14 protein-coding genes are annotated in these 12,983 nt (G+C 45.5%); 13 read left to right on the plus strand and 1 reads right to left on the minus strand.

Features of this window, described 5'->3' with window-relative positions; all coding sequences use genetic code 11:
* Nucleotides 1–110 precede the first annotated feature (110 nt).
* The 12 genes from A3773_RS09455 to A3773_RS09510 all read left to right on the plus strand — a co-directional run bounded on the left by A3773_RS09455 (nt 111) and on the right by A3773_RS09510 (nt 10,723).
* Nucleotides 111–692 carry an LOG family protein gene (locus A3773_RS09455; RefSeq protein ID WP_067985386.1) on the plus strand — a complete coding sequence of 194 codons (582 nt, stop codon included), beginning with the start codon at nt 111–113 and terminating at the stop codon, nt 690–692.
* 145 nt (nt 693–837) lie between these two features.
* A complete protein-coding gene (locus tag A3773_RS09460; protein ID WP_067985388.1) occupies nt 838–2,178 on the plus strand; it encodes a sigma-54 interaction domain-containing protein in 1,341 nt (446 codons plus the stop codon).
* 185 nt (nt 2,179–2,363) lie between these two features.
* Complete coding sequence (gene soxC, locus A3773_RS09465; RefSeq protein WP_067985390.1) at nt 2,364–3,698, plus strand: sulfite dehydrogenase; 1,335 nt, start codon at nt 2,364–2,366, stop codon at nt 3,696–3,698.
* Nucleotides 3,682–4,719, plus strand: a complete 1,038-nt coding sequence (locus A3773_RS09470) for a c-type cytochrome (RefSeq protein ID WP_067985392.1) — start codon at nt 3,682–3,684, stop codon at nt 4,717–4,719. The genes soxC and A3773_RS09470 overlap by 17 nt, the downstream gene beginning before the upstream one ends.
* Before the next feature lie 108 nt (nt 4,720–4,827).
* Nucleotides 4,828–5,190 carry a sulfur oxidation c-type cytochrome SoxX gene (gene soxX / locus A3773_RS09475; protein WP_067985394.1) on the plus strand — a complete coding sequence of 121 codons (363 nt, stop codon included), beginning with the start codon at nt 4,828–4,830 and terminating at the stop codon, nt 5,188–5,190.
* 36 nt (nt 5,191–5,226) lie between these two features.
* Complete coding sequence (gene soxY, locus A3773_RS09480) at nt 5,227–5,685, plus strand: thiosulfate oxidation carrier protein SoxY (protein WP_067985396.1); 459 nt, start codon at nt 5,227–5,229, stop codon at nt 5,683–5,685.
* A 30-nt stretch (nt 5,686–5,715) separates the two neighbouring features.
* Nucleotides 5,716–6,033, plus strand: a complete 318-nt coding sequence (gene soxZ, locus A3773_RS09485) for a thiosulfate oxidation carrier complex protein SoxZ (RefSeq protein ID WP_067985398.1) — start codon at nt 5,716–5,718, stop codon at nt 6,031–6,033.
* A gap of 41 nt (nt 6,034–6,074) precedes the next feature.
* Nucleotides 6,075–6,941 (plus strand): sulfur oxidation c-type cytochrome SoxA, encoded by an 867-nt coding sequence (soxA, locus tag A3773_RS09490; RefSeq protein ID WP_067985400.1) that lies wholly within the window; start codon nt 6,075–6,077, stop codon nt 6,939–6,941.
* 15 nt (nt 6,942–6,956) lie between these two features.
* Nucleotides 6,957–7,379: a SoxAX-binding protein gene (locus tag A3773_RS09495; protein WP_067985401.1), complete on the plus strand. Its 423-nt coding sequence runs from the start codon at nt 6,957–6,959 to the stop codon at nt 7,377–7,379.
* 123 nt (nt 7,380–7,502) lie between these two features.
* Nucleotides 7,503–9,281, plus strand: coding sequence for a thiosulfohydrolase SoxB (gene soxB / locus A3773_RS09500; RefSeq protein WP_067985403.1), 1,779 nt, complete (start codon nt 7,503–7,505; stop codon nt 9,279–9,281).
* 155 nt (nt 9,282–9,436) lie between these two features.
* Entirely contained in the window at nt 9,437–10,162 is a 726-nt protein-coding gene (locus tag A3773_RS09505; RefSeq protein ID WP_156473492.1) for a hypothetical protein, read from the plus strand.
* Between the two features lie 12 nt (nt 10,163–10,174).
* Nucleotides 10,175–10,723: an elongation factor P hydroxylase gene (locus A3773_RS09510; protein ID WP_082800593.1), complete on the plus strand. Its 549-nt coding sequence runs from the start codon at nt 10,175–10,177 to the stop codon at nt 10,721–10,723.
* 5 nt (nt 10,724–10,728) lie between these two features.
* On the opposite strand, the gene A3773_RS09515 is transcribed toward A3773_RS09510, so the two are convergent.
* Nucleotides 10,729–11,724: a LysR family transcriptional regulator gene (locus A3773_RS09515; RefSeq protein WP_082800594.1), complete on the minus strand. Its 996-nt coding sequence runs from the start codon at nt 11,722–11,724 to the stop codon at nt 10,729–10,731.
* 164 nt (nt 11,725–11,888) lie between these two features.
* On the opposite strand from A3773_RS09515, the gene A3773_RS09520 reads away from it, so the two are divergent.
* Nucleotides 11,889–12,917 (plus strand): zinc-binding alcohol dehydrogenase family protein, encoded by a 1,029-nt coding sequence (locus A3773_RS09520; protein WP_067985647.1) that lies wholly within the window; start codon nt 11,889–11,891, stop codon nt 12,915–12,917.
* Nucleotides 12,918–12,983 lie beyond the last annotated feature (66 nt).

Here is a 12,983-nt window from a genome sequence, read left to right on the forward strand (position 1 = left end):
GGTTGTTGCTAGCCTTGATCGTTTATTAACAATGCTCCGTTGATAAAGGCTAGCAATGGCTATACCTCCCTAGCCCCAAACCCTTTACTGTGATGGACGGATAGGCTTACATGAGTGCTCCACTTAATCGTATTGCTGTGTTTTGTGGGTCTAAAGGGGGTACTTCCCCTATTTATGTTGAGCAAGCGAAGGCGCTCGGCGTGTATTTGGCGCTTAATAATATTGAGTTGGTTTATGGTGGTGCCTGTTCGGGGTTGATGGGGGCGGTTGCCTCTGGGTGTTTATCTGAGGGAGGAACAGTGATCGGCGTCATGCCTGTTGCTTTAGAGTCTCAAGACGCTATACAGCCAGGCTTAACGCAGTTTTTTGACGTTGATTCAGTCCAAGAACGTAAAGCTAAAATGTTATCGCTGAGTGATGGGTTTATTGCGTTGCCTGGCGGCAGTGGCACCTTAGACGAGTTATTTGAGGTCATTACACTCTCCCAAATGGGAGCGCACAACAAACCCGTTGCCCTGCTTAATGTTAATCACTTCTATACACCGCTTATGCAATTTATGGCAGGAGCAAAAGACCAAGGCTTTATTCATCCTGACTATTTCGACATGTTGATTGTTGCATCTGATATTGCGGCGATTGTTCAACAGATGAAAGCCTTTATACATCCCCACGCACCTACTCAAACGCCTTAATGGCACAGGTTTACGTTACCTCCGCGCTATAATCAAAAAGTTGATTCGTTTAATTGAATTTAATGGTTTGCCCGTTCACACTGGTAAGTGACATTTTTGTCAGGCTGTTCTAACGCTGATAATTTAACCGAGATTGCCAATCTATATGAATGATTCTACGTTGTCCGATACCGAGTTAGCTGCAGTGCTTGATGCGTTTTCTGAGCCTGCCGCTGTGCTGTCGGCTGATTACTTAGTCATCGCCGCAAATCAGGCGTACCGAGATCATTATCTGCAATCGGACAGCGTTATTGGACAACACTGTTATCAAGTGTCTCATGGTTATCAACGCCCTTGTGACCAAGAGGGTGAATCCTGTCCTTTGCAGCGCTGCAGGCAAACCGGATTACGGCAAAGGGACCTTCACTTACACAACACCCGTCATGGGCAAGAACATGTGGATGTTGAGTTGGTACCTATTCCTGTCGGTGTTAAAGAGCCCTTGTACTTTCTTGAGGTGATGCACTTCGTTAAAGTTGCTAATGCGAAGCCCGAAGGGGAGGGGCTCGTGGGGAGCTCTAAAGTATTTAATCACATGGTTTCCCTGATTCAGCGCGCGGCACCTAGCATGATTTCTGTTTTGTTACTGGGAGAATCGGGTACAGGTAAAGAGCTGGTGGCTAAAGCGCTTCACTCCGCAAGTAAGCGATCGAAGCAACCTTTTGTCACCGTCGAATGCTCAGGTTTAAGTGAAAGCCTGTTTGAAAGTGAGATGTTTGGGCATGAAAAAGGTGCATTTACAGGAGCGATCAATCGTAAAGAGGGGTTAGTAACTGCCGCGCGAGGGGGAACGCTTTTTCTCGATGAGGTGGGCGATATTCCGCTTAGCTTGCAAGTGAAACTCTTACGGCTTATTGAAACCGGTACTTACCGTTCAGTGGGAGGCGTCGAATTAAAACATGCTGATTTTAGGTTGATCTGTGCAACCCATCGCGATTTAACTGAAAGTGTTAAAGAGGGGCGTTTTCGGCAAGATCTGTATTATCGAATCAGTCCCTTTCCGATAACCTTACCCTCATTAAGCGAGCGCGCTGAAGATATCCCGTTATTAGTGGAGATCTTACTTAAACGGCTTACTGACGAGGCCGATATACCTCATACTGAAGCGGTTAAGGTGAGCGCCGATGCGATGGCTTATCTTAAAGCTTACTCTTTCCCTGGTAATATCCGTGAGTTGAGAAATATTTTAGAGCGAGCGCTCCTTCTCGCTGATTATCAAATTATTACACCTGAGCATCTGCCTGAAAATATACGACTACCCCAGCAGGTGAGCACGTTCCTTAGTATAAACGCAGACAGTATTGATGGCCTGATTCCTTTAGCTGAGCTGGAATCTGTCTATTTAACACAGGTTAAACAAAACACCTCGCTTAAAAATAATGAGCTGGCGAGTAAGTTGGGTGTCAGTGAACGAACACTTTACCGAAAGCTACAAGGGTTGCCATAAGCGAGGTGTTTGCGTTGTGTTAAGGCATAGTTCTATTTCTTAATATAAGTTAATTCTATATAAGTAATTATTATATTAGCTATATACGATGGTCGAATTCTTATATATGCGCTACTGGCATATGGTTATACCTAAAAACAATATAAGAATAAAAAGTGTTTTAGGTACGCCAGTTGGAGGCATCAATGTCGAAGATCATCAAAGGGCCCAACACGCGTGAATTGATGGAGCAGATGGTTCAAGAATCAGAACATCTGTCGATTAATGATCGTCGTGACTTTCTACGGAAGGGGGTGGTCGCTGCAGCGGGTATAGCGGCAACTACATTTGCAGGGCGCTCAATTTCCGCAGAAATCAATCCCGCCAACCTACCTCCCAATGAACCTGCATGGGGTAAACAGTTAGGTCATGGTGTTGTCGAACAGCCTTATGGTTTACCGTCTACGTTTGAAAAGCAGGTCGTACGCCGAACCGTTCCATGGTTGACGGCGGACTCTATTGCATCTATCTCAATGACCCCCCTACAAGACCTGAAGGGAATCATCACCCCGAATGGGCTGGTTTTTGAGCGTTACCATGGTGGTGTGCCCCAGATTAATCCAGATGAACATCGTTTGATTCTTCATGGCTTAGTCGAGCGTCCTCTTATTTTTACCATGGAAGACCTTATGCGTTTTCCATCGGTATCAGAAATTAAATTCATCGAATGTCCTGCGAATGGTGGGATGGAGTGGAAAGGGGCGCAAATGGAAGCCCTGCAGTTTACCCACGGTATGCTGAGCTGTTGTGAATGGACCGGTGTTCCGCTTCGCGTTTTACTTGAGGAAGCGGGGGTTAAGCCTGAAGGTAAATGGATCTTAGCGGAAGGGGCTGATGGCGCACATATGAGTCGCTCTATCCCGTTAGAAAAAGCGTTAGAAGATACCCTTGTTGTTTATGCCCAAAATGGTGAAATGCTCCGTCCAGAACAGGGGTACCCTTTGCGCTTATTAAACCCAGGGTGGGAAGGTAATACATCCATTAAATGGCTGCGTCGTTTAGAGGTGGGAGATCAGCCTTGGTACCATCGGGAAGAGACCTCTAAATATACCGATTTAATGCCTGATGGCCGCGCCCGTAAATTTACCTTTGTGCAAGAAACGAATTCCGTTATCACCAGCCCGTGCCCTGAAAAACCACTGGTTAAGCCCGGTTTCGTTGAGATCGAAGGGTTAGCATGGTCTGGGCGAGGAAAGATTAAGCATGTGGATATATCGTTTGATGGTGGTGTGAGTTGGGTACCTGCTAAGTTAAAGGGGCTTGTACTGGATAAAGCGTTAACGCGTTTTAGCCTAGTAACTAAATGGACCGGACAGCCTTGGTTACTGCAATCGCGTTCAGTGGATGAAACCGGTTATGTGCAACCGACCTTAAGTCAGTTGCGTGAAGTACGTGGGGGCAACTCTATCTACCATAAAAACTCTATACACACGTGGAAAGTTGCACCAACAGGGGAGGTTACCAATGTTCAAATTACGTGATACGAGAACCTCCTTGATAGCACTTGGCGTTGGTGTAAGTGTTGCTATAATGGGCGCTTTTTCCCATGCGGAGCCATTAGGTCTGGGTGAAACAGCCACCGAAGAACAGATCGCAGGTTGGGATATTGATATTCGCCCTGATGGCAAAGGTCTTCCTGATGGCCGTGGAACGATTGAGGCCGGTGAAGCGCTGTATGAAGAGCGCTGTGCAACGTGTCATGGTCTGTTTGGTGAAGGTGAGGGCCGTTGGCCTGTGCTCGCGGGTGGACAGGGTACGCTAAAAGATGAGCGCCCGACTAAGACTGTAGGGTCATATTGGCCATATGCGTCTACACTGTATGACTATATTCGTCGGGCAATGCCATTTACGGCACCACGTTCGTTGTCTGATCAGCAAGTATATGATGTTACTGCTTATGTGCTCTATCTAAATGAGATCGTTGAAGAGGATTTTGTACTAACAAAAGAGTCTTTAGCCAGCATTGAGATGCCTAATAAGGATAACTTCTTCGTTGATCCTCGTCCTGATGTTAAAAATACACGCTGTATGGATAAATGTGCAGACCCTAAAAAACTGATGATCGCGGGAACACTCAAGGGGATTACCCCGGTGGGCCACTTTGTTGAAGGTGCTGATGCACCCGCTGCGTCCCACGATGCACAGATGGAGAAAGAGCGAGAGGAAGAGAAACTGCGAAAAGCACATATCACAGGTGAAGCACTCTCAACGCAACATAAGGTAAAGGCTGCGTCGTTATCTGAATTAGCGTTGGCAGGTAAAGCCACGTATGAAGGTGCTTGTAAGGTTTGTCACGGCTCTGGGTTAACCGGATCACCTAAAGTGGGTGATTCAGACGCGTGGTCTGCGCGTATTAAAAAAGGGATGCCCCAGTTGCTGGATCACGCCATACATGGCTTTTCGGGTGACACCGGCGTGATGCCGCCAAAAGGCGGAAGAGTAGACCTTAGTGATAAGCAGGTTGAACAGGCTGTCGCTTACATGGTTGAATCTAGCCAGTAATACTTAATTAGTAAATAAAGTGTGGTTCTAAACTAAGCTTTATCGCCCAACAGGGCATTTTATAACAATAAAAATACTGTCGTTAGACAGAACTCCGGAGGAGAAATAATGCGTAAGCTGAGCACCTCTCTTTGTGCTGCTGGGTTATTGGCGATGGTTACGGCGGGCTCCGCTATAGCTGATAACCATGATGACCAGATAGCATTGGGGAAAGCCGTTTATATGGATAAGTCACGGGGTAACTGTATCTCCTGTCATACCATCGCCGATCCCGATGCGAAATTGGCAGGAAATCAAGGACCACCGACCCTTTCAATGAAAACCCGTTTTCCAGATAAACATAAATTACGTGCCCAAATTTGGGATGCAACCAAAAATAATCCTCTGACAATTATGCCGCCGTTAGGTAAACACTGGATGTTGTCAGAAGAAGAAATTGATGCTGTCGTAGAGTATATCTACCAGTTCTGATCTCCCTAAATGGGTGAAAGAAAGAGGAAATTTAGAATGAGCATAAATCGTCGTTCAGTAATAAAAGCGATTGCTGCAAGCGGTGCTTTGGTAGGTGCTAGCGTACTAATGCCACGTATCGCTATGGCTGCATGGACAAAAAGTGCCTTTAAAGCGGAAGATCAAGCCACTGCAATGCAAGAGTTACTCGGTGGTACCGCAGAAGAAAGTGCAGATGTAACGTTAAAAGCGCCCGATATTGCAGAGAACGGTGCGGTTGTGCCGGTCACGGTACGTTCAAGCTTAGCGGGTGTTGAATCCATCAGTATTTTTGTGGAACACAACCCTAACCCGCTGGTTGTTGAGTTTATTATTCCTGCAGGAACAGATGCTGATGTATCTACGCGTTTACGTATGGGTAAAACCTCTAAGGTAACTGCAGTAGTTAAGGCTGAAGGTAAACTTTATAGCGCTTCAAAAGAAGTGAAAGTTACCATCGGTGGTTGTGGCGGTTAATCCAGTTAAGCGAATACAGAGGTATAGATCATGGCTAAGGGAATTTTAAAAGTTAAAGCGAAAGTTTCTGGTGAAAAAACCAAAGTTAAGTTGATGGCTAAACACATTATGGAAAGTGGCCTGCGTAAAGATAAAAAAACAGGCGAACTGATTCCAGCTAAGTTTTTACAAGAACTTAAAATAATGCATGCAGGTAAAGAGGTGTTTGTCGCGAACCTCGGCACTGCGGTCTCTAAAAACCCTTATTTTGCTTTTAACTTTGCGGGTGGCGCGTCAGGTGACGAGTTAACCATGACATGGGTTGAAAACACAGGTGAGACGGCTACAGAAACTGCCAAAGTAAAATAATTAGCAACTACCCGTTACTGGGTGGCGCTTTGGGGTGAATAATGAAAATAATAAGAAAATTAGCGTTGGGCTTTGCTGTTGCGGCAGCAACACACATAACCTACGCAGCAGATACTGGATTTGATATGCAAACTGTCGATCCAGAGGCGGACAGAATAGCACTGCAAAACTATTACAAATCGCGCTTTCCTAACACGGAATTTGCAGATTATGTTAATGGTATCTATTCAGTGGATGCGGATTCACGAGAGCAATGGGTCGAGCTAGAAGAGTTTCCTCCCTATGAGTTTGATGTGGAAAAGGGAGAGGAACTGTTCAATACAGCTTTTGCAAATGGCAAAGGTTATGCGGACTGTTTTGAAAATGGTGGCATAGGCATTCGCCATAAATACCCGTACTGGAACAAAGAAGAGGGGACCGTTAAAACCCTTGAGCAAGAGATTAATGAGTGTCGAGTAAAAAATGGTGAAGAAGCTTTTAAATGGGGTAAAGGACCGATTGCTCAGGTATCCGCTTACATGGCATGGACCTCGCGTGACAAGGTTTTTGATATTCAAATTCCAGCGGATGACCCGCGAGCAAAAGCGGCCTATTTAGAAGGTAAAAAGTTTTTCTACTCTAAGCGTGGTCAGTTGAATTTGTCGTGTGCAAACTGTCACCTTCAAGGCTCGAATATTCGTATTCGTGCTGACTTGCCTAGCCCGCAGTTAGGGCATGTGACGCATTTTCCTGTTTTTCGCTCGAAGTGGGGTGAGTTAGGAACCTTGCACCGTCGTTACAGTGGTTGTCATAAAGACTCCCGTTCTAATCCATTAAAACCACAAGCTGAAGAGTTTCGTAACTTGGAGTATTTCCAAAGTTATATGTCTAATGGCTTAGTGGCCAATGGTCCCGGTGCACGCAAGTAATTGGAGGGTGGCAACATGAATAAAGGTTTAATTATTGCTGCTGTTCTGGCGCTTGCGCCAACATTTGCGGCGGCTGAAAGCTTTAAGGATGCGTTTGAGATGAACCGTGCGATGTATGGTAAAAATCATACATTTACATGGCAGGGTAAGCAGTACACAACGATGCACGAAGAGGAAGCCGAGGCGGCTGTCAAAGCGACTAAGGCTAATGCTGAGGCGTTGTTGGCGAAAGCTAAGGCCAAAAATGCTGAGGTCGCTAAATTAGGTTACGAGTGGAAGCTGACCCGAGGTATTTTAACCAATGCTCAAACTGCGATTGATAAGGGTGAGTACCGTAAAGCGCTTAATCTAGCGGCACAAGCTAAATATCACGCGCGTATGGGTATCCAACAGTATCATTATGCGCAGGCCAATTGGTACCTTGCCGTTCCTCAATAGGGGAAAACCGGACTAGGTTTGAGAGTACATACAACCTGTATGCTCTTTCATAATGTGCTTTTAAAAATACCTGCTGACGTTTAACGCAGCGGGTTTTTTTTCCTCAAAAAGAGGTGATTATCTATGTCGATGACACGCCGTGAATTTGCTCGTTTGTTAGGTATGGCTGGGGCTGCAGGAGTGCTACCCGCCGCAGGCTTTGCCGCACAAAAGCAGCCTTCTGACCTTTATGAAATTCCTAAAAGTGGCAATGTTCGCCTTCTACATATGACTGACTGTCATGCCCAGTTACTGCCTGTCTATTTTCGTGAGCCGAATGTTAATTTAGGTATTGGTAAAGCATATGGCCAAGCCCCGCACCTTGTTGGTGATAAATTACTACGTCATTTTGGTATTCGATCAGACTCCCTTGAAGCACATGCGTTCACCTATTTAAATTTTGGTGATGCGGCGAGTCGTTACGGTAAAGTGGGTGGTTTTGCCCACCTTAAAACCTTAGTTGACCGCTTACGCCAAGATTACGGCTCAGAAAGTACACTGCTGTTAGATGGGGGAGATACTTGGCAGGGCTCAGGTACCGCTTTTAAAACGCGGGGTATGGATATGGTGAACGCAACTAATGAGCTGGGTGTTGATTTTATGACCGGTCATTGGGAATTTACCTATCACCAAGAGGAGATTCTGAATAACATCAAAGCGTTTAACGGTGAGTTTCTAGCGAACAATGTGTTTGTGACGGAAGATGCACTTTTTGACGGCGCCGATGAGTATATTTTTGATGAAGATAGTGGGCATGTATTTAAACCTTACTCAATAAAAGAGATGGGGGGCGCACGTGTTGCTATTATCGGCCAGGCCTTCCCTAGAACGAAGATTGCGAACCCCGCACGTTTTATTCCTGACTGGACGTTCGATATTTATGATAACGAGATGCAGGCCCTCGTAGATAAGATTCGGACGGAAGAGCGTGTCGATGCGGTTATTGTGCTGTCACATAACGGTATGGATGTGGACGTGGCGATGGCAAGTCGGGTGTCGGGTATCGATGTCATTCTAGGTGGGCATACCCATGATGGTATGCCGCAGCCGACAACCGTAAAAAATGCTACGGGACAAACGCTGGTATGCAATGTGGGCTCAAATGGTAAGTTCCTCGGCGTTATGGACCTCGATCTTCGCAACGGCAAAGTACATAGCTATAACTACCGATTGATGCCGATCTTCTCTGAAGTTTTACCCGCAGACCCGAGCATGGCTAAATTAATCGAGGATATTCGGGCGCCTCACCTAGGCTGGTTGACTGAGGAATTAGCTTTAGCGGATGAAGTGATGTTCCGTCGAGGTAATTTTAACGGGACATTTGATCAATTGATCTGTAATGCTTTAATGGATGTGAATAACGCACAAATCTCATTATCTCCAGGCTTCCGATGGGGAACCTCTGTGCTCGAAGGGCAGAAGATTACTATGGAGCATGTATTGGACCAGACCTGTCTGACCTACCCAGAGACCTATGTAAGGCCGATGAAAGGGTCTGAACTTAAGTTAATTCTGGAAGATGTTGCAGATAATATCTTTAACCCCGAGCCATACCTACAGTCAGGTGGTGATATGGTACGTGTTGGTGGATTTGACTATATCTGTGATCCTATGCAGCCTATAGGTAAACGTATTAGTGAAATGACGTTGGATAATGGTGAGCGGATTGATGCCAATAAAACCTACACGGTGTCTGGCTGGGCAACCGTAGGGGCCCAATCTGAAGGCCCGATAATTTGGGATGTGGTGGCTGATCATTTACGTGATAAGCAAGTTGCACGGATTGATAAATTAAACACGCCTATCTTGAAAAATGTTGGTGGTAACCCGGGCATTGCGGATTACGCTAAAATAGAATCTTAAGCTCTGACCGGTAAGGTAAGATGAAGCCCCTTTTTAAATGTTAAAAAGGGGCTTTTTTATGTTGGGCGTTGTCATTGAAAAATAGCAGAATCTCTCCATTTTTGTTTAAATAGCCGCCAAGTGAAATAATTCAGATCTGCTTCAGGGGATAGTCCGTGAAACCATTTAAGAGCATGCTTAGAACATCTGTATTATCTCTAGTTGTCATGGGGCTTACCGCGTGTAATGCCGCGGGCGTAAAAACGGATCCCGCTAATGAGACAGCCGTGGATAGTACACAGTCTTCCGATACGGCCAAGCCCAATAGTAAAAAACCAGCCGAGTCGTCCGTGTTAGGTGCTAATGCGAGCGAGAAGATTGATGTTGTCGGTAATCGTTTAACTGCAGTGCAAGATCATTTACTGCAAATTAAGTCTCAAGCGGCTCAGCTACAACAGCAGAACCAAGCGTTGTCGTTGCAATTACAAAGCTTGAAAACCGACCTTCAAGGCGCTTTTACTGCGCAGCCTGAACAGGCGGCGGTACAACAAGCGACCCCCGATTCATTTAATGGGGTGTTAGATCAGATTACGATGATGGCCAATGAGCTGAGTAGTCAGGTACAAGACGGTTCATTTCGGATTACCTCAGCCTATACGGGTAAGGAAGAGTGGATTCTCATTCGTTACCATCGCTATACAGGCGAAGCGTGGTTGGCAGATCAAGGTAAATGGAATTTATTAGAAGAGAGTAGTGCCACGGGAACCGCTGAGTACGAGGTTGTTTTACTGCGGGCCGATGGTGATGCTAAGGGCTATGTTGCTGCTCGAATTAACCGTATTACCGGTGAGGCATGGTGGTTAAAAGAGAATATGTGGCAGCCCTATGTGGTTGAGTATTAAGGTAAAGTGTTAGTGCAAGCATATTGCGAACAAGAACCGAGTATAGACGCGTTAATTGGCCTATTTAATCAATTGTTTCAAGGGCCCTTCAATACGGTTTTAATTAAAGGGGACGATGAACCTATCTATCTCCCTGCAGATCAAGAACATCCCCATCACCGTGTTATTTTTGCCCATGGTTTTTATGCCAGTGCGCTGCATGAAATTTCACACTGGTGTGTGGCAGGTGAAAAGCGTCGACAGTTGGTGGATTTTGGTTACTGGTATAAACCTGATGGGCGTAGTGCAGAAGAGCAGGCCGAGTTTGAAAAGGTTGAAGTACGTCCCCAGGCGTTTGAATGGATTCTTTCTGTTGCTGCGGGGCACCGCTTTCATTTTAGTGCAGATAATATCGCCTCTAATATGAGCGCCAGTGATCTTTTTCAAAACAATGTATTGATGACCGTGCATGAACTGCTGGATCAGGGGTTGCCTGAGCGTATGGCTATGTTAGTAGATGCGCTGCTCAAGCAGACGGGGCGAGGGGCCTTATCTAAAGCAGAGTTTAAGCTTACGCCTTAGCCGTGTTAATGGTTAGATGAAGAGATATGGCAGCTATTGGACGTGCCGTTTTCTCTACCATTATTTTTTTGTAATACCCGTTTATCAAGCACACCTTTCTCTATTAATTGCTTTAATAACGCAGCACACTTCTCTCTCATCTTATCCCGTAGTAGACGTACTGCAGGGGTTATTGACTGGCGGGTTGGACACACTAACCATAACTCAGTCTCTCTAGGTTTAAAGCTAGGCATGACATTAACAACACGGTCATTGAGTAAATCATCTGATATATCTAGGCACGATTTAACGGCGATCCCTTTCCCAGCTAAACACCAGCGGCGGACAAGTTCACCATCATTGGACGCTCGGTTTCCACTCATCTTAATTTTGTAATTATTTTTGTGGTCATGGAATGTCCAAACGTTATGAATGACATCGTTTAATTGGTAAAAAAGTCCATTATGAGACACTAAGTCATGGGGATGGGTAGGCTCGCCATACTCCTTTAAATAAGCTGTAGTGGCACATAATAATCCGGGTACATTACAAATTTTGAACCCATAGAGGTTACTATCTTCCGGTGATCCGTAGCGCAGCGCCATATCAACCGAGTCGCGGTAAAAATCAACATTACTGTCACTGATATTGGTACGGATGCTTAGGTCGGGATAAGTATCCATAAACTCATCCAGCCATGGGGTTATGAGGTTGCGGCCTAGATCTGATGGAATCGCGATGCGTAGCTCCCCATCAATAATATCAAGATCACCTTTTACATTTTGTCGTGCGAGTTCAAGTAGTCCCATCGCCTGTTCGCACTGAGGTAGATATTTCTCCCCCGCGTTGGATAGACGCAAACTGCGGGTGGTGCGTACAAAAAGCTCTACGCCCAGTGATGCTTCTACCCGCTTTAACGCTGCGCTGGCTGTTGCTATGCGCATATCGAGGTGTGTGGCAGCGGCAGTAATACTGCCAAACTCAGCGACTTTAAGGACAACATTCAGATCTTGTAAAAGCATATTCTCAAATACTATTTGATAATGATTAAATTATTATGCTGTTTAATGGTGATTAATCAAGGCCTACACTTGTTTCCAGTGATTTCAATCTAACGGCGTCTTTTGATGTGCCGGTAGATTTAACCGAATGATATCCCCTAAGGGGTGACGTGGAGAAACAACAGATGAAAGCTATTGGCTATATTAAAAACTTACCGATTACTGATGCGGCATCCTTAACCGATATTGAGTTGGCGCAACCGATTGCAACGGGTAAAGACCTTCTTGTTAAAATCAAAGCGATCGCGGTCAATCCTGTTGATTGTAAAATTCGTGCTAATGTCCCTTCCGCGGATGATAGCTACAAAGTGATTGGCTGGGATGCGGTCGGTGAAGTTGTTGCCACAGGTGAGTTAGTAACTGAGTTTAAAGCGGGTGACGTTGTATATTATGCTGGTGATTTAAACTGCCAAGGCAGTAATGCTGAATATCAATTAGTGGATGAGCGTTTAGTGGGTCATAAGCCTAAAAGCTTATCCGATGCTGAAGCAGCCGCATTACCTCTTACCACCATTACCGCATGGGAATTGTTATTTGAGCACCTTAATATCGTTCAACTACCTGTGGGCTCTACAGATACGTCTAACGATGTGATTCTGGTGATTGGTGCAGCGGGTGGTGTTGGCTCTATCCTCATTCAGTTAGCAAAAACATTAACGGGTGCGACAGTAATAGGTACAGCATCCCGTGAAAGCTCTCAAGCATGGGTTAAAACCTTAGGTGCGGATTATGTTATTGATCATACGCAGCCGTTAGGCCCGCAGATTGAAGCGCTGGGCGTGGGTCAGGTGTCCCATGTGGCGAGCTTGAATAGCACGGGATCTTATTTTGAGACTTATATCGAGCTACTTAAACCGTTTGGTAAAATAGCGATGATAGATGATCCAGCCACACCGCTTGATGTGATGAAAATGAAACCTAAAAGCTTATCTTTGCACATTGAGTTTATGTACGCTCGCTCGATGTTCCAAGCAGATGATATGTTTGAGCAGGGCCGTTTATTGACGGCGGTTGCCAATCTGGTTGATCAAGGAAACATTAAAACGACCATAGGTAAGCACTTAGGTAAGATTAATGCGACTAACTTAAAGCTTGCACATGAAACCTTAGAGTCGGGCCGCTCAATCGGTAAGATTGTATTAGAAGGCTTTTAAACAACAACGACTGTGGGGTGGCTACTGCGAGTCAAGCTCATCCCTAGTACTCGCTTCTTTACTGGA

It is taken from the genome of Neptuniibacter pectenicola (genome assembly GCF_001597735.1).
Taxonomy (GTDB): Bacteria; Pseudomonadota; Gammaproteobacteria; order Pseudomonadales; family Balneatricaceae; genus Neptuniibacter; species Neptuniibacter pectenicola.